14 protein-coding genes are annotated in these 19,291 nt (G+C 62.9%); 7 read left to right on the forward strand and 7 right to left on the reverse strand.

From position 1 onward, the window contains the following. Positions 1-6: 6 nt before the first annotated feature. From LNV09_RS01680 to LNV09_RS01690, 3 genes are read right to left on the reverse strand one after another with little or no spacing between them, the layout of a single operon-like run. The gene (locus LNV09_RS01680; RefSeq protein ID WP_263555334.1) at positions 7-489 is read right to left on the reverse strand and encodes a DUF1203 domain-containing protein; all 483 of its coding nucleotides are present in this window, start codon (positions 487-489) and stop codon (positions 7-9) included. A gap of 47 nt (positions 490-536) precedes the next feature. Then, on the reverse strand, positions 537-3,362 hold the full coding sequence (locus LNV09_RS01685; RefSeq protein WP_263555335.1) for an ATP-binding protein: 2,826 nt from the start codon (positions 3,360-3,362) through the stop codon (positions 537-539). After that, positions 3,359-4,279, reverse strand: a complete 921-nt coding sequence (locus LNV09_RS01690; protein WP_263555336.1) for a hydrogen peroxide-inducible genes activator — start codon at positions 4,277-4,279, stop codon at positions 3,359-3,361. The genes LNV09_RS01685 and LNV09_RS01690 overlap by 4 nt, the downstream gene beginning before the upstream one ends. 301 nt (positions 4,280-4,580) lie before the next feature. On the opposite strand from LNV09_RS01690, the gene panB reads away from it, so the two are divergent. Further along, entirely contained in the window at positions 4,581-5,390 is an 810-nt protein-coding gene (gene panB / locus LNV09_RS01695; RefSeq protein WP_263555337.1) for a 3-methyl-2-oxobutanoate hydroxymethyltransferase, read from the forward strand. A gap of 14 nt (positions 5,391-5,404) precedes the next feature. Further along, positions 5,405-6,238, forward strand: coding sequence for a pantoate--beta-alanine ligase (panC, locus tag LNV09_RS01700; protein WP_263555338.1), 834 nt, complete (start codon positions 5,405-5,407; stop codon positions 6,236-6,238). A gap of 21 nt (positions 6,239-6,259) precedes the next feature. On the opposite strand, the gene LNV09_RS01705 is transcribed toward panC, so the two are convergent. Continuing rightward, a complete protein-coding gene (locus LNV09_RS01705) occupies positions 6,260-6,733 on the reverse strand; it encodes an FKBP-type peptidyl-prolyl cis-trans isomerase (protein ID WP_263555339.1) in 474 nt (157 codons plus the stop codon). A 206-nt stretch (positions 6,734-6,939) separates the two neighbouring features. On the opposite strand from LNV09_RS01705, the gene LNV09_RS01710 reads away from it, so the two are divergent. The 5 genes from LNV09_RS01710 (at position 6,940) to trhP (ending at position 12,176) form a co-directional block, all read left to right on the forward strand. Further along, entirely contained in the window at positions 6,940-7,617 is a 678-nt protein-coding gene (locus tag LNV09_RS01710; RefSeq protein WP_263555340.1) for a peptidylprolyl isomerase, read from the forward strand. Positions 7,618-7,649: 32 nt separating this feature from the next. Then, positions 7,650-8,729, forward strand: a complete 1,080-nt coding sequence (locus LNV09_RS01715; protein WP_263555341.1) for a hypothetical protein — start codon at positions 7,650-7,652, stop codon at positions 8,727-8,729. 27 nt (positions 8,730-8,756) lie between these two features. Next, the gene (locus tag LNV09_RS01720; protein ID WP_263555342.1) at positions 8,757-9,377 is read left to right on the forward strand and encodes an ABC transporter ATP-binding protein; all 621 of its coding nucleotides are present in this window, start codon (positions 8,757-8,759) and stop codon (positions 9,375-9,377) included. 191 nt (positions 9,378-9,568) lie between these two features. Continuing rightward, on the forward strand, positions 9,569-10,669 hold the full coding sequence (locus LNV09_RS01725; RefSeq protein WP_263555343.1) for a cytochrome-c peroxidase: 1,101 nt from the start codon (positions 9,569-9,571) through the stop codon (positions 10,667-10,669). A gap of 145 nt (positions 10,670-10,814) precedes the next feature. After that, positions 10,815-12,176, forward strand: a complete 1,362-nt coding sequence (trhP, locus tag LNV09_RS01730) for a prephenate-dependent tRNA uridine(34) hydroxylase TrhP (RefSeq protein WP_411969190.1) — start codon at positions 10,815-10,817, stop codon at positions 12,174-12,176. Here trhP and LNV09_RS01735 read toward each other — a convergent pair. The 3 genes from LNV09_RS01735 to recG form a co-directional block, all read right to left on the reverse strand. Next, positions 12,165-14,840, reverse strand: a complete 2,676-nt coding sequence (locus tag LNV09_RS01735; protein WP_263555344.1) for an FG-GAP-like repeat-containing protein — start codon at positions 14,838-14,840, stop codon at positions 12,165-12,167. The two genes, trhP and LNV09_RS01735, sit on opposite strands and share 12 nt — an antisense overlap. Before the next feature lie 111 nt (positions 14,841-14,951). After that, on the reverse strand, positions 14,952-16,955 hold the full coding sequence (locus LNV09_RS01740; protein ID WP_263555345.1) for an Ig-like domain-containing protein: 2,004 nt from the start codon (positions 16,953-16,955) through the stop codon (positions 14,952-14,954). 191 nt (positions 16,956-17,146) lie between these two features. Further along, the gene (gene recG / locus LNV09_RS01745; RefSeq protein WP_263555346.1) at positions 17,147-19,225 is read right to left on the reverse strand and encodes an ATP-dependent DNA helicase RecG; all 2,079 of its coding nucleotides are present in this window, start codon (positions 19,223-19,225) and stop codon (positions 17,147-17,149) included. Positions 19,226-19,291 lie beyond the last annotated feature (66 nt).

The following is a 19,291-nucleotide window of genomic DNA, read 5'->3' on the forward strand; positions in this document are numbered from 1 at the left end:
GGGCCCTCAAATTTGGGCCAAGCTGGCGCGGGCCGCATAACAGCCGGCGCGAGCGTAGTGGAGGTTGACGAAGGCACTGCCCTCCAAAATCAGCAGCCGCTCCAGCAAGGGTTCCAATTGATCGCCTTGCACGACCTCGCAAGCCAGCATCCAGCCGGCCGCGTCATAGGCACGCAGGGCCAGCAGTCGGCGCCGCAGCGAGTCCGGTACTTCGCCCGGCTGCAGCTGCGCCGTGCTGGCCGCGCGGCGCACAAAAATCGGCCCGCTGCTGCGGTAAGGCGTGGCGAGGGCGTGGTGGGCAAAGGGCAGCAGCAGCACTTCCTCGCCGGGTTCGGCGTCCAGCAGGCTGACCCGGCAGGGCGCGTCGTGTGCCTCGGCAACGATGCGGCGCTGGATGTGGCGGCTATGCAGCACGGCCTCGTTCAGGCCGAACAGGGCTGTAAATTCGGCGGCCGGCAGACCTTCTATTTGGAACTGAAAACATGACATGAGGCGAGGTCCAAGTTTGCTGAGTGCCTGTATTGTCAAAACAAGCGCTAGACCTGCCCACCCGATTCTTGCGCCTGTTCGGCCTCGACCTGCGGTGCGCGCAGCGGCAGAGTCAGCACAAAACAAGTGCCGGTGCTGACCTTGCCGTCCAATGTCAGGCTGCCGCCGAGCAGGCTGCTGGCAATGTTGTGACTGACCGACAGGCCCAGGCCGCTGCCGCCCTGGCCGAACTTGGTGGTGAAGAAGGGCTCGAAAATGCGAGCGGCATGCGCGGCATTGATGCCGCTGCCGTCGTCCTGGAAACGCAGCTCGACCCGCTCGCCCAGCAGCAACTTGGCGCTCAAGCGCATCTCGCCTTCGCGGCGCTCGCCGAAGCCATGCACCATCGCGTTTTCGATCAGATTGCTCAAAATCTGCCCGAAGGGGCCGGGGAAGCTGTCGAGCAGGATGTCGGCCGGAATGTCCAGCACCAGGCGGTGGCCGCGCTTGCGCATGCCGGCCTGCATGGTCGCGGCCACCTGTTCGCACAGCAGGGCCAGGTCAAAAGGTCGGCGCTGTTCGGCGGTGCGGTCCACCGCCACTTGCTTGAAGCTGCCTATCAATCTGGCGGCATTCTCCAGGCCCAACGTGATCAGCCGCGTCATTGCCTTGGCTTCGCTGAAGTAGCTTTCCAGTTCGCTGCGCCGCAGCACTTTGCTGACGGCGGCCCGCTCCACCTCAACAGTTCTTTGCTCCAGCGTGCTGGCCATCAAGAGGCTATTGCCCAGTGGTGTGTTCAGCTCATGCGCGATGCCGGCCACCAGCGCGCCTAAAGCCGCCAGCTTCTCCTGCGCCAGCAACTGGCTTTGCGCCAGCTGCAAATGCCGGTAGGCGCGCGCGTTGTCGAGCGCGATGGCTGCGTAGGCGTTGAGGGTTCTGAATACCATGCGCTCATGTTCGCCGTAAGCATCGGCCTGCGGCGACTGCACCGTCACCACGCCGAGCAGGCGCTCGCCGATCAGCAGCGGCGCAAACAAGGCGCTGAGTGTGCGCATGGTGCCGGGCACTTGGCTGGGGTCGCTGCCGTCGGGTGCCAGCTGTATCGACAGCTCGGTGCGTTCGCGCGCGCAACGCGCCGCATTGGAGCTGGGCGCGTCGAGTGCAATATGGCTGGCCGGAATCGGCTCGCCGTCTTCCAGGCCAAACATCGATTGCAGACCCTGGCCATCTTCATCGAGCAAATAGACCTCGAAGGCGCGCGCGTCCAGCAGCGCCGGGATGTGCCGACTCAAAGCGGCAAACACCGAGGCCATGTCGAGATGGCGCGTCAGTTGCTGGCCGATCAGGCCGAGCTTTTCCAGCGTGGCGTTATTGCGCTGCATCAGCGCCGCTTTTTGGCGCTCGGCTTCGGCGAGTTGCTGCAGATGCTCGGCTTGTGCGCGCGCGCTTTCGCTTAGATTGCGCAACTGGATGGATTCAAGGCGGTTGGCTGATTCGCGGCTGAGCGACTGGGCGCGCGCGTTGGCTGCGAGCTGGCTGGTCTCGAAGGCCTCGCGGTACCGGCCCGCGTCGGCGTAGGCCTGCGCCAAGGCATTGAGCAACTCGGTTCTGCCCTTGTAGACAGCGATCGACTGGACCCGCTGATGGGCCAACTCCAATTGATGCAGGCTGGTGCCCGCTGTGTCGGCGCCCCGGTGCTGCGCGATCCGGGCCAGCAGAATGCGGAGTTCAATTTCATGTTCACCCGCCGCGTGCAGGCAGGCATGTTGCAAAGCGAGCTGGGCGAATTGTTCGGCCTCGGCCAACTGACCGAGTTGCAATAGCGCTTGCGATTGGCCGCGCTGGGCCGTCAATTGCAAATCGCTCACACCGGCCAAGGCCTGCAGTTCGGTGAAAAGCGCGCTCGCCTCTTGGGGCTGCCCTCGGTCGAGTGCCAGCCAGCCCAGATAGCCCAAGCTCACCGCATAGTTGCGCGAGCTCGGCCAAGTTGAGAAGCAGTTGCGAGCAGCGCTCAGCTGCTCCTCGGCCAAATCCAGGCGGCCAACCAGGCGCAAGGTTTCGCCCAGCTGCATTTGGCAGACCGCGATGCTGCTCGGCCAGCCATGGGCGCGCGCCAGATCAAGGCCGATTTCCATCCATTTCAGGGCCGCATCCGGATCGTTCAAATCATTGAAGGTTGCGCCCAGATTGGCCTGGGCCGCAATGGCCTCGCGGATATAGCCGGACTGCAGCAATGCCTCGATGCAAGTGGAGAAACCTTGTGCGGCCTCGCTCAAACGTCCGGCCCGCAAGGCACGGTAGGCCTGGTAAAGCTGGCTGATGGCACGTGCCGGAGCGGGCAAGTCAGGGTCGCACTTGCCAAAGCTGTCGCCCCAGCGCTGCTCGGCGCCTTGGCGGTCCAGCAAGCCGGTGTAGCGAGCCAGGAAGCACTCCAAAGTCCAACAGCGGGTCTTGTCTTGTGCGCGCCCAGCGTCCTCAACACCTTGCTCAAGCCAAGCACAGCAGCCCGGCATATCGCCATTGCCGCTGGCCAATTGCGACAAAACCCAGCAGGTATCGGCGCAAATGGTCCAGTCTGCGGCGAGCTCGGCTGCTTGGCGAATGCTCAAGGCCAGCGCTTGATCCGCGGCGGGCTCGTTGCGCAGCCGGCGCACGTCTATGCGCGTCAGCTGTAAGCGCAGAGCCGTGCGCAAAGCTTGGTCTTCAGGCAAGTTCTGCAGGCCTTGTTCGGCCAGCTCGGCCAATTGCAGCGCCCAGGCCGAGTTGCGCTCGCGCTGGTGCCAGGCCAAATTGGCCTGCTGGCACGCTTGCTCAGGCTTGGGCAGTGCCGGGATGGCAGTCGCCAGCGCCTCGACCGTGCTATTGAGCTCGTACAGCGCTGGCGTGTCGCTCATGACAGTCGCTTCACGCCGGCCAATTCGCAGCCATAGACCGCATTGCGCAGCGCGGCAATCGCCTCGTAACGCGTGAAGGTCTTGCGCCAGGCCAATACTACGCGGCGCGTCGGCACCGGCGCGGCAAAGCGGATGTAGCGCAGATGGGGCTGCGCTTCCTTGGGCACGCTCAAGCTCGGCACCACGGTCACGCCCATGCCCGAGGCGACCATATGTTTGATGGTCTCCAGCGATGAGCCCTCGAAGCTCTTGCGTATGCCTTCGGCGTCGCTGGAGAAGCGTGCGTACTCCGGGCAGACCTCCAGCACATGGTCGCGAAAGCAATGCCCGGCGCCGAGCAGCAACATGGTTTCCAGCTTGAGTTCCTCGGCGCTGATTTCGCTGCGCTCGGCCAAGGGGTGAGCGGCCGGCACGGCGATCATGAAGTCCTCGTCATACAGCGGCGCCACGGCCAGTCCGGCGTCCGGGAAGGGTTCGGCCAGCACCGCGCAATCGAGTTCGCCGGTGCGCAGCATCTCCAGCAGCTTGGAGGTGAAGTTCTCCTGCAGCATCAGCGGCATCTGCGGGTAGCGCTCGATCACACATTTCACCAGCGCCGGCAGCAGATAGGGCGCGATGGTGTAGATCAGCCCGAGCCGCAAGGTGCCGGCCAGCGGGTCCTTGCCGCGTTTGGCTATTTCCTTGATGGCGCTGGCCTGTTCGATCACCGACTGGGCCTGCCGGACGATCTCGTCGCCCAGCGGCGTGACGCTGATTTCGTTGGCGCCGCGCTCGAAGATGCGTACATCCAGCTCTTCCTCAAGTTTCTTGATCGCCACGCTGAGCGTTGGCTGTGAGACATGACAGGCCTCGGCAGCGCGGCCGAAGTGGCGTTCGCGGGCAACTGCAACGATGTAGCGCAACTCGGTCAAGGTCATGCGGGCTTTCCTCCAGAAACAAAACGCCGGGCCGCCATGGGCCGCAGGCCAATGGCCTTCGGCAGGCGACAGACAGTCCGCAGGGACTGTCTGTGTCCAGACTCAGCCCCAAGTTTGTTCACACCCCCTCGGGGGTAGGCGCGAAGCGACAGTCTGGGAGCCTGCAATCCTTGCATTGTGCTTGGCTTTGGATGACCCGCCCTAGCGCAAACCCTGGGTCGGCCGGCTACACTGCGGCCCAACCTGGGGGCGGGTCTTGGATTCGACCCCCTGATTCCGTATTGACGAAGGAGCCGCCACCATGACCGAGCGCAAACCGATGAGCCTGCAGCGCCTGCTGGACATGCATGCCAGCGGCGACAAGATCGCCATGCTGACCTGCTATGACGCCGCTTTTGCCAGCTTGCTGGACGATGCCGGCGTCGATGTGATGCTGGTCGGTGATTCGCTCGGCAATGTCTTGCAGGGCCAGACCAGCACCGTGCCGGTCAGCCTGGACGAGATGGTTTATCACACCCGCTGCGTGGCGCGTGGCCGCAAGAGCGCCTGGATCATTGGCGATCTGCCGTTCGACAGCTATCAAACTTCGCCACAAGAAGCCTGGAAGAGCGCGGCCGCCCTGTTCAAAGCCGGCGCGCACATGGTCAAGCTCGAAGGCGGCGGCTGGACCGCGCCGGTGGTGCGCTTCCTGGTCGAACGCGGCATTCCCGTTTGCGCGCATCTGGGCCTGACGCCGCAGACCGTCACCATGCTGGGCGGCTACAAGGTGCAAGGCCGCGAAGAAGCGGCGGCCGCGCTGATGAAGCAACAGGCGCAGGAGCTGGTCGAGGCCGGCGCGCAAATGCTAGTGCTGGAAATGGTGCCTTCCGCCTTGGCGGCCGAGTTGACGCAGACGCTGGGTATCCCGGTCATCGGCATTGGCGCCGGCGTCGCCTGTTCGGGCCAGGTCTTGGTGCTGCACGATATGCTGGACGTCACGCCGGGCCGCCGGCCGCGCTTCGTCAAGAACTTCATGCAAGGTGGCGCGGGCTCGGTGCAAGAGGCAGTGCGGCGCTATGTCAGCGAGGTCAAGGCGCAGGCCTTCCCGCAAGATGAGTTGCACGGCTATTGAGCAAGTTGGCCGCTATGCAAATCATCCACACCATTTCCGAGTTGCGTTTGGCCTTGGCCGGCCATAGCAGCCGCGCCTTCGTTCCCACCATGGGCAGCTTGCACGACGGCCATCTGGCGCTGGTGCGCCAGGGCCGTGCGGCCGTCGGTGCGGGCGGCCTGGTGGTCGCCAGCATCTTCGTCAACCGCCTGCAGTTCGCGCCGCACGAGGACTTTGACCGCTACCCTCGCACGCTGGAGCGCGACGCTGCTTTGCTCGCCGGTGCTGGCTGCGACGTCGTTTTTGCGCCGGCCGAGGGTGAGTTGTATCCCGAGACGCAGGGCTACAAGATCCATCCGCCGTCCGAGCTGTCGGACATCCTGGAGGGGCATTTCCGCCCCGGCTTCTTCATCGGTGTGTGCACCGTGGTGGCCAAGTTGTTCAATATCGTCCAGCCCAGCATCGCCTTGTTCGGCAAGAAGGACTATCAGCAGCTGATGGTTTTGCGCCGCATGGTCGCGCAGCTGGCTTTGCCGATCGAGATCATTGCCGGCGAGACCCAGCGCAGCGCCGAGGGCCTGGCGCTGTCGTCACGCAATGCTTATCTGAGCGAGGCCGAGCGCATCGAAGCGCTGCGCCTGAGCCAGACCTTGCGGGCCTTGATTGCCCGCTGGCAAGCCGGTGAACGTGATGTCGCCAAGCTGGAGGCCGAGGCGATCCAGCAGCTGCGCGCCCATGGCTGGCAGCCCGACTACGTGGCCCTGCGCCGTCAGCATGATCTGGGCGCGCCGCTTGAGGGCCAGCCCCTGGTGGCGCTGGCGGCGGCCAAGCTGGGGGCGACGAGGTTGATCGATAACCTCGAGGCCTGAGTCAGCTGCTAAATTGGCGAGTTACTTGACGCTCAGCAATTCGACGTCAAATACCAAAGCCGCATTTGGCGGAATAGCGCCTGCAACGCCATTGGCACCGTAGCCCAGGCTCGCCGGAATGGTCAAGGTGCGCTTGCCGCCCACCTTCATGCCGGCCACGCCCTGGTCCCAGCCCTTAATCACGACACTGGCGCCGAGTTTGAAGGTGTATGGTGTCTTGCCGACCGAGCTATCGAATTGGGCGCCGCGCGTGCCGGTGGCTTTGACGTCGTACAACCAACCCGTGTAGTTTACGGTGACATCGTTGCCGGCCACAGCGAGGGTGCCCGTACCGACCACGCTGTCGGCGACCTGCAAGGCGGTGATGGCGGCCGATCCGGAGGTGTCAACGGCCGGCGTGCTCGAATCTGAGCCACCGCCGCCACAAGCGCTCAGGCCCAAGCTGGCTGTAATGGCCACAACGATGGTGGAGACGGAAAGGATCTTTTTGAACATGCTGGTCTTCGAAAAGTGACAAGGATTGCAAATTGCGAGCGCAGTCTAGTGCATCTTGTGTGGCGAGAGATTGGGGAGCCAAGTCCAGGCCGAGGCCGTGCATAGGCTTGTAACAGTTGGTAAGCGACAGCCTCAGTGCTGTTCCCTATGTCGGCGCGACCGAGCCCTTAGCCGTTGAATACTCCTTGGGTCCCGGAGCTGTTTCAATGCACTCATTCTTCTTGCGCGCGGCCGCGGCCGCGGCGCTGATATTCCTAACGGCCTGTGGTGGTGGCAGCCCCGACGATGCCTACCGGCCGCCGCCGCTGCCCGTTCCCACACCCAACCCATACCCCTATCCGAATACCTATAGCTGCAGCAACGAGGGCTTGATCAAGTCCGCGCTCAGCAGCTTGCCGACCGTCTGCATGTTGACCAGCAGCGGCGAGATCGTCTTCGAGCTGTATTCGGATACCGTCCCCAATACGGTCAACAACTTCCTGCGCTATGTGGCTGACGGTGCCTACAAGAACACCTTGTTCCACCGCGTCGACCGCGACTTCGTAATTCAGGGCGGCGGCTACACCAGCGGCATGCTCGAGCGGCCGCCCGCCTATGCGCCGATCCCGCTCGAAGCGCGTGAATACAACCTGCCCGGCACCATTGCGATGGCCCGGCGCAGCGATCCGAACAGCGCCACCAACCAGTTCTTCATCAACGTGAAGGACAATAAGGATCTGGACTACCAGTCCGCAGCAAAACCAGGTTATGCGGTGTTCGGCCGTGTGATTTCAGGCATGGCCACCGTGGAGGCGATCAATGCAGTGCCCGTCTATGTTTACAGCGATGCCGACCTGCGGCCCCGCCAAGAGGTCTTGATCTATTGGGTGCAGCGCCTGAAATAGTCGTCCGGCCAGCTTCTTGCAGTCTGCTGCAAATGCGGCTGCGTTGGAGTGCCGCCGAGCTGAAGGCCTTGTTGCGCCGCTGGGCCGCCTTCATTGCCGTGGTGGCGGCCGTGTTGGGGCAGTTCTTTGCGACGCTGATCGGCTGGCCCGCGCTGCCGCTGTTCTGGGCCAGCGAACAGCCTTGGCCGCTGGCGCTGGGGGCCGTGGTGCTGCACGCGCTGCCGGGCCTGTTGCTGTGCTGGGGCTTGCGCGAGCAACTGCTCCCTGCCCATTGGTTGGATGCCGAGCGCGCGTTGCCCTTGCGGCGGATCGAATTGCTGCGCGCCGATCTGGCCGTGATCGGCCTGGCCTTGCTGCCGCTGGCCCTGCTCAACCTGATCTCAATGGCCGCCTGGCAGCATGCCGACCCCGCTTGGATGAGGGGTTTGTGGTCAAGAGCGCTGATGTATTTTGGCCTGTCGCTGGCGCTGGCCGCAGGCGCGGCGGTGCTGCTGATGCAGGGCAGACGCCTGCCGCAGGGTGTAGCGCATTCGGCAGCAAGGCCTCAGAGCACAAGCGGCGCTGGCCGCAGCCCTGCTTCTGGTTTATATCGCCTGTTTGGCGTGCACTGGGCGCTACTGGGCTTGCCCCTGTGGCGCGGCCCGGCCCGGCCGGTTTTGCATTTATGGGCCCTATCCTGCTTGCTGCTCGGCGCAAATCTCATGGCTGCGCTGATCTGGCCGGCGCAGGCTTCGTGGGTGCTGGCGGTCCACACCTTGCTGGTCATGGGGCTGAGCGCGCGCCTGCATGCCCAGGCCTCGCGCTGCTATGCGCCGCTGATAGCCGCGGCTCAGGCCTTGCCGCTTGCCGCCGGCTTTTGGCCGCGCCGACTTTTGCTGCTGGCCTTGGCGCCGAGCATCTTGGCTTGGGGCTTCATGGCGGCGATGCTCTTGCTGGGCCCGTGGCGGCTCGCACCCTTGGCCGCACCTTCGTTCATGGTCTATGGGCTGTTGGCGCCGGCCTTGCCGATGATGGCCAAACAGGGCGATAGCGCCGAGGCGCGCGCTGGGCGCTGGCTTTTGGCTTGGGCGCTTTGGGTTGCGCTGGCCAGCGAAGCGCTGCTGAGCTCTTGATCACGATCGCGAACAACCATGCCGAACATGTCTGCCTTTTTGCACACCGAAGCGCTCAGTTATGCCTATAGCAATAGCGGCAGGCGCGTGGTCGACTTATGGAGCCAGACCTTTGAGCCCGGTCTGGTCTGGCTGCGCGGGCCCAACGGCAGCGGCAAGTCAACCCGGCTCAAGCTTTTGGCCGGCATGCTGCAGCCGCAATACGGCAGCGCCCGTCTTGCCGGTGTGGACCTGCTGCGCCAACCGCTGCAGTACCGCCGCATGGTCAGCTTCGTCGGCGCCGAGCCGCCGCCATTCGAGCATCTCAGCCCGACTGAGCGCTTCGCATTCTTGAGCGGGCTCTACCCAGATGCCGATAGGTCCAGTTGGCAAACTCATATCGATGGTTTCGGCCTGCAGCCTTTTGTCCATCAGCCACTGCGCACGCTCTCCACCGGCACGCAGCACAAGGCCGCCTTGGCGGCCGCGCTGGCCTTGCACACGCCGCTGCTGCTCTTGGATGAACCCTTGAACGCGCTCGATGCGGCCTCGCTGGCGCATTTACGCGGCGTGCTCGGCGAAGCGGCCAATTCAGGTGAAAAAAGGCTTTTGCTGGTGGTCAGTCATGAGGATCTGGGCCTCACGCCCAATGCCTGTATTGAGCTCTAGACAGCACTCCGAGGCTTGCTGCACAATCCGCGCTCATGCGCATCCAGCTCCATCGCACCATCGCTGATATACCGCTTTATGTCGGAATTATGCTTGCTATGGCGCTATCCGCTTGTGGTGGGGGTTCGGGCGGTGCGACGGAGTCGGCCACGGCATCACCAGCAACTGCACCTCCGCCCGGACCGGCCACGATGAGTGCGAAAGCGCAGTTAGGCGAGAAGATTTTCCTGGATAGAAGCCTCAGCGGATCGGGCCGCCTGTCCTGTGCCAGCTGCCATGACCCGGCTTTTGCGCATGGACCGCCGAATGCCCTGGCGGTTCAAATAGGCGGTAGCCAGTCGAATCAAGCCGGCCTGCGCGCCGCGCCCTCGCTGCGCTATCTGGAGCGGCTGGGCGGCTTCAATGGCACGCCGGCAACCAAAGCCGAAGATTTGCGCGGTGGACTGATGGCCGATGGTCGCGTCGACAGCCTTGCCGCCCAGGCATTCCTGCCCTGGTTCAACCCGCGTGAGATGGACAACGGCTCGGTGGCCGAGTTGGCGCGTAGGCTGCGCGGCGCCGCCTACGCCAATCAATTCCTGACTGCTTTTGCAACACCGGCGGCGGACGACAGCACCTTGGTCACGCAGGCCAGCGAAGCTTTGCAAGCGCTGCAAGTCGAAGACACCCGGTTTCATCCCTATGACAGCAAGGCGGACTTTGTCCTGGCCGGCAAGGCTCAGCTCAGCCTGCCCGAGGGGCGCGGCCTGACGGTTTTCTCCGACAAACAAGGCGCCAATTGCGCAAGCTGCCATTCGCCCGACCCCAGCAGCAGCGGCCAGCCGCCGCTGTTCACCAACTTCGGCTATGCCGCGCTTGCGGTGCCGCGCAATACCAAGCTGTCGGCAAATCAGGATCCGATCTTTCGGGATCTCGGTTTGTGTGGCCCGAGTCGCACGGACTTGGCCAGGCGCACCGAGCTGTGCGGCTTCTTTCGCACCCCGGGGCTGCGCAATGTCGCCGAGCGCAAAGTGTTCTTTCATAACGGCGTGATGAGCAGCCTGGCCCAGGTGCTGGACTTCTACAACACACGCGATCGTGAGCCGGCACGCTGGTACAGCAGTGCCGATGGACAGACCGTGCTCTATGACGACTTGCCCCAGTCACTGCATGGCAATGTCAATCAACTCGCACCTTTTGGTGCGCAAGCCCGGCGCCTGACTGCGCAGGAGTTGGCCGATTTGGAGTGCTTCTTGCGCACGCTCAGCGATGGCTATGTGCCCGGTACGCCGTCTTTTGGGGGCTGCAACTAGGCAAATAGGCCCGCGATCACTTCAGCAAGCTTGACCTGCCGCAAGCCAGATTGACCGCCGCTTGCATAGACTGCGCGGTTCGAAATTTCATTTCGCCGCCCGGCTGCGTTTTTCCATTTTTGGCCGACCCGGGTAGCTGTTGACCATGGTGCAATCTATTAAATCCCCGGAGCTGCTGCTGCCGGCCGGTGACCTTGAGCGCATGCGCGCTGCCTTCGACTTCGGCGCCGATGCCGTCTACGCGGGCCAGCCGCGCTATTCGCTGCGCGCCCGCAACAATGACTTCAAGCTGGAGAACCTGAGGACCGGCATTGCCGAGGCGCATGCGCGCGGCAAGAAGTTCCTGGTTGCCAGCAATATCCTGCCGCATAACGACAAACTCAAGCGCTATCTGGCCGATATGGCGCCCGTCGTCGAGATGAAACCCGATGCGCTGATCATGGCCGACCCCGGCCTGATCATGATGGTGCGCGAGCGCTGGCCCGAGCTGCCCATTCACCTGTCGGTGCAGGCGAATACGGTCAACTTCGCCGGCGTCAAGTTCTGGCAGAAGCAGGGCTTGAAGCGGGTGATCCTGTCCCGCGAGCTGAGCCTGGACGAGGTGGCGCAAATCCGCCAGGAATGCCCGGACATGGAGCTGGAGGTGTTTGTGCACGGCGCGCTGTGCATCGCCTACTCGGGCCGCTGTCTGCTGTCGGGTTACTTCAATCACCGCGATGCCAACCAAGGCACTTGTACCAATGCCTGCCGCTGGGATTACAAGCTAGGCGACGCGTTTGAAGACGAGGCTGGCCAGGCGCGAGCGATCAAATTCGACTTTCACAAGGCGGTGCAGCAGGCCGACCAAGACTTTGCTGCCGCCGGTGGCACAGAACGGCATCCGCTGGCCGACCAGACTTATCTGATCGAAGAGTCGCAACGCCCCGGCGAGCTGATGCCGATCCAGGAAGACGAGCATGGCACCTACATCATGAACTCCAAGGATCTGCGCGCAGTCGAACATGTGCAGCGCCTGGTCGAAATCGGTGTCGATTCGCTCAAGATCGAGGGCCGCACCAAGAGCCGCTACTACGTGTCGCGTGCGGCGCAGGTTTACCGGCGTGCGATCGATGATGCGGTGGCCGGCCGCAGCTTTGACCCGACGCTGCTGGCCGAGCTGGACGGCCTGTCCAACCGCGGCTACACCAGTGGCTTTTACCAGCGTCACCGCAGCCAGGACACGCAGAACTATTTGGACGGCCACTCCAAGGCGCGGCGCAGTCAGTATGTGGGTGAGGTGCGCAGCATTGATGCCAATGGTTGGGCTGATATCGAGGTCAAGAACCGCTTTGAGGTCGGCGACCGCTTGGAGATCATTCACCCCAGCGGTAACGCGCTACTTGATCTGAACGAGATGCGCGGCAAGCAGGGCGAGCCGGTGACCGAAGCGGCCGGCAATGGCGTGACGGTGTCGATTCCGCTGGAGGCGCGTTACCAAGGCGCCTTGATCGCACGGCTATTGACCTAAGCGGCCGATTACGGCCGCTCGCTCAAGCCCCGGCGAGCGTAGCTGTTTGAGCCAATTTTTGCCCCGCGCCCTGGTCTGAGAAGGGGCTGCTAAGAGGTTTGCCTTTGCGCTCGCTGGCTCCGCCCAACTGCCAAGGCTCAGCCGGCGAGGGGAATCCTGCGCAGCGGCGGGCCACACGCCGCTCACGGGCCGCCCGAGCAGCACGTCATTACCGGTCACGATGTCGATGCGCCCATCGGCGTTGATGTCGACGGCCACCAAGCTGCCATTGCCGTTGCTGGTGTAGTTGATGGCAAAGGGACGTTCCGGCTCCAAGCTGCCGTCAGGCGCCTGCAATAACACCCCCAAATGAGATCCCGTACCGTTGGTCGACAGCACGTCTATCCTGCCGTCAGCGTTGATGTCGACCGCGTCCAGGGCGGATGTGCCGTTTGACGGATACCAAACCGGCAGCGCGAAGTCTCCCGCTGCGGTTTGCGCCAGCACGGCAATTTGGCTGTTGCTGCTCCTTGGCTGCAACAACAACAGATCCGGCCTGCCGTCACCATTGACGTCAGCCAAGACCCATGAAGTTGTACCTTTGATTTCCGGGGCTGTGGCTTGGCTTCGCACGGGGCCAAAGCCACCGCCTTGTCGCAAGGCCCAAACGATCTCGAAATTGCTGTTGGTGACCCCTTCACGCAACCACACCAAGTCCTGCTGGCCGTCACCATTCAAATCGGCCATGCGGAAGCTGTAAATGTACTGACTACCTCCACCCAAGGCCAAGGTCACGCGCCATCCGCCGCTTGGATCGCGCCGCATCAGACGTAGCTCGCGCCCATTCAAAGTGACTATTTCTTTGCGCCCGTCGCCGTCCAGGTCCAGCGCGCCGTTGGGCGATGTCCACGCATTGGCGTCGATCACTTCCGACACGAATTCTCCTGTGGCTTGCTGCATCAGCGCCGTGACACCGTTCGAAAAGTTCATGACGATATCCATCCGACCATCACCATTCACGTCGGCCAAGGTGAGCTCATTGGTCAGAAACATGGTGTAAGGCGGCGCCTGATAAAGGCGGATGGCTGGCGCGTAGCTGCCGTCTACTTGTTGTAATCGAGCGCCGATGAACATTTCGTAAGCGGTGATGTTTTGAGCGCCGCTGAAAACGATGTCGGGTCGTCCATCGCCATTGATATCGCCAACAGCGACGGCGGTGACCCAGGCCTTGTCCATCAAGGGGGTGGGTCGGGCGAACGGACCAGGACCGGTCTTGAATCTGATCACGTGCCCATCGAAAGGCGACACGTTGCCGGCAGCATCCTTCAGTTCCGTCCCCACGTTGACGGTGTACTCCCGGTTGCGAATGAGAGTTTTTTCCAGCCTGAGCACAATGCTGCTGCCTTGAATCTCGCCCGTTAGCCATTCGCCGCCATTGAAATCGCTGAGAAAGATGGCTGCCTTGTTGCTGCCGTCGGGCGTGAAGATGGCCTCGTTGAAGTTCAGCACGACATTGCCGCTGATGGCTGCCTCATCGCTGCCGTCGGCAGGCGTTGACGAGATAATGCGCGGGCGTTTGCTGTCCACGCTGAATGCGCGCATGCTCGGCGCCAAGGGGTTGTTGGCCAAGTCGGTCAAACCGCTGCCCAGGCGTAGCTCGTAGCGGCCGTCCGGCAAGGCTGCCAGCGGGGTGATGGTGACGCGTTTACCGCCATCGGCCAGCGTCCGGCCAATCGGCAGCAGCTGCCCCGCCGAATCCACCAGAGTCAGCCCCGCGCTGCTGTCCAAAGTCAAGGGGTCCAGCGCTTCGCTGAAGTTCAGCTCGATATTGGCCGGCGCGCTAGGCAGCACGCTATCCGGAGCTAAATTGGACGAAAGCAGAGTGGGTGCCACCGTCTCGCTGCGCTTGCTGCCGATACCGTAGGCCAGCAATTCCGCTGTCTCGGTCTCGGTAGGCTGTGCCGTTGAAGTCGTCGTGGTGACCGAGCGCACCGGGCCGATGCCGGGTGCAAACCATTCTTCGGCCGAGACGATCAGGCTGCCAATATTGGCATTGCCCGTGACCCGGGTAGTGATGCGCGCCACCGTCAGCAGCCGGGCGGCAGCGGGGAAGTTGCCCGCTGCGGTAGTGACCGACTCATAGCCCGAAAAGCTTGACTCGACAAGAATGTCGACGCTGTCGGCGCGCCCGTCGCCGTCGAGGTCTATGGTTAGCGTCCGCTTGAGCAATTCGACGGTGCTTCCTGCCACCTGCCCAAAGCGCAGCAACTCGATCGGGCCCAGCGCCTTCGTCAAAGCGTCGGCACCCGCGCCCGGCACCGACAACACGCCTGTGGCTGTCCGCGCGATGTATTCGACCTCGCCATCTTCGCTGCGCACCGGCCATGCCGCCTGGCCGTCCAACTGCACGGCTTCGCCAGCGCGCTCTGAGCGCAGGCCTCCCGTCTGCGAGCCGCTGCTGACACGCCAAGTTCGGCGATCTCCGGCGGCCAGTGGGTAGACGTCGGCACTCAAGGTGACCGGGGCGGGCGGTGGTGCAGGCGGGGCAGGCGATGCGCTGTCGCTACTGCCTCCGCCGCCACCTCCGCAGGCGGCCAGAACCAGGCTGATTAGCGCGGCAAAGAGCAAGGCATATCGCCTCGACGTCAGCGTGTGCTTTTGCGCCCATGTTGTTGGGTAGGCCATGACATCTCCCTGGGAATTCTTAGTTATTTGAGTCGGCACACCCGAGCGGAAGAGCCCTTGGCCTGATTTAGCTTTGAACCGCCCGCCGGCCAATTGGCTGCAGGCGGCGAGCTATTTCACTTCGCCAGCGTCCGTCAATGCGTGCAGGCGGTAGCCGATTGGAAGTTTGGGGAATGTCAGGGTATCGAGGATGAATAGCGTGCTGCCTTTCTTGCCGACAAACTTCCATGTGTGCCAATCGCCAACTTTGCAGTCCGGGTCTTCTGCCGCGGGGCGGCCCTGCTTAGACTGTTGGGTGCAAAGGACACCGTCGCCGTCGCGCGTGGCGTAGAGGTAGGTTTGCCCGTCGGGTTTCAAAGCCCAACTGCGGAACTTGAAATGGGGGGCGTAGTCCTCTTGCAGGTACTCCAAGGTGACAAGTCCTACCGCGCCGTCGGAGCGCAATGAGTAGTAACCGTCCTGTCGGTATTGAGCGCCGCTGTTGGATCGCCATTTGCGCGTCATCATCGGAGTATTGACGCTGACCTCTTCGGCCGGCAGGGCCATGATTTCAGCCAGGCTGACCAAGTCGCCGTTTTGCTTTTGCTCCACCAACCAGCGTTCGGCGCCCGAGGGGTCTAGGCCAATGCGACGGTAGCGGTAGCTGCCGTCCTTCAAGTTGATCACGAGCGCGCCTTGATCGATGAGCCAGTTAAAGCTCTCGTTCGTGCGCTCCATGCGGCCGGTACCCGAGCCGGTAACGAGCATCACGTCTTGATAGGCTGCATCCAGACTACCCAGCGCTGTCTTGGCCGACAAAGGGCCGGCCCAACGCTTGCCTGAGGCGAAGTCTTGGTCCGTGAAGTCCTGCTTGTCTTCGATCCGCCAGTTTGAACCCCAGTTGCTGGGGCGCGGAATTCGGTAGCCCATGGACGGCCCATCGGTGATTTCCACGTAGCCCAGGATATTCACAGAAGCAAGTACACGGCCGCCCTTTTGTCCGCCCATTTCACGGACCTGATAGCCAGTGATAACTTGATCGGCACTGGCATCACGAAACTCCGGGTAGCCCGAGGTGGATGCGTCGGATTTATAGACGATGGCTTGATCAAGCAGCACCGTCAATTGATTGCCCTCATGAACCCAGCGTGCCTTTCTGACATCTTGCTGCTGAACGCTGGCAGCCCCATCGGGCTGAAGTATCAGGCGCAGTGCCGGGCTGGTGCCGCCGCCCAAGCCGCTCACATAGAGCAAAGTCACTGTATCAAGGCTGGGCTTGGGCAGCTGCGAGGACAGCGCCGGGTCACCCATCAAGTTTTTCTGAATACTTTCGATCCGGGTCCCGTACTTCACGAGCGCGCTCGCAGTGAAGGCAGGATACAAGGCTGCGGAATTGAGCAAGTCCTGAGTCGTTTTCGCTTCGGCAGGCAAAGGCACATGGTCATCCACCAGCATCTTGATCAAGGCTGCAGCATCAATAATGTCAAAGCCCTTTAACTTTGCGCTGCGCGCCTTCAATTCAGCATCGGTGCTGGGGAGTTGGCCCTGTTGCGCGAACAAGCCAACCTGCGCACTGCTCAAGTGGGTGACATTCAGTGCCGGCAGTTGCTGAGCCGTAACCTTGCCCGATTGGTTCAGGCCGGCCAAGGTCTTGGCTTCTCCTACAAGGCTTTCAAGGACGACGTGGCTTTGAGCACCAATGCCCTGTGCGGACAGGCTGATGAAGGCGCCCGGATCGATCGTTTTCACGGTGATGCTGTAACGACCATTTGCATCGGCATCGGCCGTGAAGCTCTTGTCGCCCAGCTTCAGCACCACCTTGGCGTTAGCAATTGGGCCGTCGCTGACCAATCCTTCGACGGTAAGGCTGGCCTCGACCGTCAGTTTGACCTCGGCCTCGCTGCTGGCGCTGCCCACGGACTGGCGATAGCGCAAACTGTCTTCGCCAAAAAACCCGGGCTTGGGTGTGTAGACCAGTACGCTGCCGTCCACTGTCGCTGTACCATTTTTGGGAGCGTCAACGACGCTCACTGTGGCGCTGCCGCCGCTGCTGCTGTCGTTGTCCAGCACGGGCAAACGCTTGGCCAAATTCCAATCGAGCCTATAGCCATCGGCCACGGAAGCGGCGGTGGGCAAAGGAGTTGGCGGGCTATCTGCCCCACCACCGCCGCACGCCGTTAGGATTCCTGCGCTGGCGATGACTGCTAAAGATAAGTTAAATTGACATGGCTTCATGGCCGAATCCTCCGCTTGTTTTTTTGTGCGCGGAGTCTAGCCCTGAATTGTTGCGACTGAATTAGGAAGAACCTGGGGCCATGAGTACAAGCCTAGGCCTTCAAAAACTCCGCCTTGGCCCCCAGCCACCGCTCGACTTGCCGCTTGGCCGCCTGCGGATGCTTGTCCAGCAGCTGCGGTGCCAACCGGCGTGCGGCTTGCAGCAGCACCGAGTCTTCCTGCAGATCAGCGAAGCGTAAAAGCTCGGCGCCGCTCTGGCGCGCGCCCATGAACTCGCCCGGCCCGCGGATGTCGAGATCGCGCCTTGCAATCTCGAAGCCGTCATTGGTCTCGGCCATCGCCTTCAGCCGCGACTTGCCGGTGTCCGACAGGGGCCCGGTATAGAGCAGCACACACACGCTGGCGACCGCGCCGCGTCCGACCCGGCCGCGCAGCTGGTGCAGTTGGCTGAGGCCAAAGCGCTCGGCATGTTCGATCACCATCAAACTGGCGTTCGGCACATCGACGCCGACTTCGATCACTGTCGTCGCCACCAGCACGCTGATGCGCCCGGCCGTGAATTCGGCCATCACGGCCGCCTTGTCGGCCGGCGTCATGCGGCCATGCAGCAAGCCGACGACGTAACCGTCCAGTGCGGCGGACAGCTCGGCGTGCGTTTCGGTCGCATTGTTCAGATCCAAGGTCTCGGACTCTTCGATCAGCGGGCAGACCCAGTAGACCTGTGCGGCTTTGTTGGCGACCTCATCGCGAATCTTTTCGATCACATTGAAGCGCTTGCTGTCGGCAAACACCTTGGTCACGATGGGTGTGCGCCCCGGCGGCAGCTCGTCGATGGTGGAAACCGCCAGATCGGCGAAATAAGTCATGGCCAAGGTGCGCGGAATCGGCGTGGCGCTCATCATCAGCAGATGCGGCTCCAAATCCATTGAGGCCAGCTTCTTGCGCAAGGCCAGGCGCTGGGCGACGCCGAAGCGGTGCTGCTCGTCGATGATGGCCAGGCCCAGCTTGGCGAACTTCACCCTGTCTTCGATCACCGCATGGGTGCCGATGACCAACTGCGCAGAGCCATCGGCGGCTGCGTCCAACATCTTCTGCCTGGCTTTGCCCTTGACGCTGCCGGTCAGCCAGGCGACCTTGAGCCCCAGCGGCTCCAGCCAGCCGACCAGCTTCTTGAAATGTTGCTCGGCCAGAATTTCGGTCGGCGCCATCAGCGCGCATTGCCAGCCGGCGTCGATGGCCACCGCCGCGGCAAGAGCGGCCACCACCGTCTTGCCGGAGCCGACATCGCCTTGCAGCAGCCGGTGCATCGGTTGCGGCAGGGCCAGCTCTTGCGCGATCTCCTCGCTGACGCGCTGCTGCGCGCCGGTCAAGCCAAAGGGCAGCACCGCAAGCAACTGCTCATGCATGCCGCCGCGTTTGGCTTTGAGAGCCGGGGCTTTGAGCAAGGCGCGTTCGCGCTGCGCCTGCATCTGGCTGATCTGCTGGGCCAGCAATTCCTCGAACTTGAGGCGCTGCCAGGCCGGGTGGCTGTGATCTTCCAGCGTCATCAGTCGCGCCTGCGGCGGGGGATGGTGCAAAAAGTTCAGCGCGTCGCGCAGCGCGGGCAGGGTGGGCGGCACCACGCCGGCCGGCAGCAGCTCGTTCAGGTCGGCGCGGCTCAGGCCAGACGCAACCGCACGGCGCAAATAGGCTTGCGGCAGGCCATTGCTGGCCGGGTAGACCGGCGTCAGCGCCGTGGCCAGTGCTGCGCCTTCGACGACGGCCTTGAAGGTCGGGTGCACCATCTCACGGCCAAAAAAGCCGTGGCGTAACTCACCACGCACGCGGATGCGGGTGCCGACGGCCATGGTTTTTTGATGCGAGGGGTAAAAGTGAATGAAGCGCAACAACAACTCCGCCCCACTCTCATCCATCATCTTCACCAGCAGCACGCGCCGGCCGCGCGTCTCGATGCGGCACTCCAGCACCTCGCCCTCGCATTGCACGGCCTCGCCTTCATGCGACTGCGCCTCGGCGATCGGCGTGATGCGGGTCTCGTCCTCGTAGCGCATCGGCAGATGCAGGGCCAGGTCGATATCACGCAGCAGGCCGAGTTTCTCCATCGCCTTTTGCGGCGCGGATTTGGGCTTGTTGGCGGCGTTGCTGCTTGCTTTGGGGTCGGCCTCGGGCATGGGCGGCATTCTGCCTTGGCGCGAGCTGGCCGCCCCGCGCAGTCGCTTTGACGGTAGATACCCTCT

Source organism: Paucibacter sp. B2R-40, assembly GCF_025717555.1.
Lineage (GTDB): Bacteria > Pseudomonadota > Gammaproteobacteria > Burkholderiales > Burkholderiaceae_C > Paucibacter_A.

Bases quoted from the DNA above. Each gene is read 5' to 3' on its own strand.
- LNV09_RS01680 (WP_263555334.1), bottom strand. From the start codon at position 489: ATGTCATGTTTTCAGTTCCAAATAGAAGGTCTGCCGGCCGCCGAATTT.
- LNV09_RS01685 (WP_263555335.1), bottom strand. From the start codon at position 3,362: ATGAGCGACACGCCAGCGCTGTACGAGCTCAATAGCACGGTCGAGGCG.
- LNV09_RS01690 (WP_263555336.1), bottom strand. From the start codon at position 4,279: ATGACCTTGACCGAGTTGCGCTACATCGTTGCAGTTGCCCGCGAACGC.
- panB (WP_263555337.1), top strand. From the start codon at position 4,581: ATGACCGAGCGCAAACCGATGAGCCTGCAGCGCCTGCTGGACATGCAT.
- panC (WP_263555338.1), top strand. From the start codon at position 5,405: ATGCAAATCATCCACACCATTTCCGAGTTGCGTTTGGCCTTGGCCGGC.
- LNV09_RS01705 (WP_263555339.1), bottom strand. From the start codon at position 6,733: ATGTTCAAAAAGATCCTTTCCGTCTCCACCATCGTTGTGGCCATTACA.
- LNV09_RS01710 (WP_263555340.1), top strand. From the start codon at position 6,940: ATGCACTCATTCTTCTTGCGCGCGGCCGCGGCCGCGGCGCTGATATTC.
- LNV09_RS01715 (WP_263555341.1), top strand. From the start codon at position 7,650: ATGCGGCTGCGTTGGAGTGCCGCCGAGCTGAAGGCCTTGTTGCGCCGC.
- LNV09_RS01720 (WP_263555342.1), top strand. From the start codon at position 8,757: ATGTCTGCCTTTTTGCACACCGAAGCGCTCAGTTATGCCTATAGCAAT.
- LNV09_RS01725 (WP_263555343.1), top strand. From the start codon at position 9,569: ATGAGTGCGAAAGCGCAGTTAGGCGAGAAGATTTTCCTGGATAGAAGC.
- trhP (WP_411969190.1), top strand. From the start codon at position 10,815: ATGGTGCAATCTATTAAATCCCCGGAGCTGCTGCTGCCGGCCGGTGAC.
- LNV09_RS01735 (WP_263555344.1), bottom strand. From the start codon at position 14,840: ATGGCCTACCCAACAACATGGGCGCAAAAGCACACGCTGACGTCGAGG.
- recG (WP_263555346.1), bottom strand. From the start codon at position 19,225: ATGCCCGAGGCCGACCCCAAAGCAAGCAGCAACGCCGCCAACAAGCCC.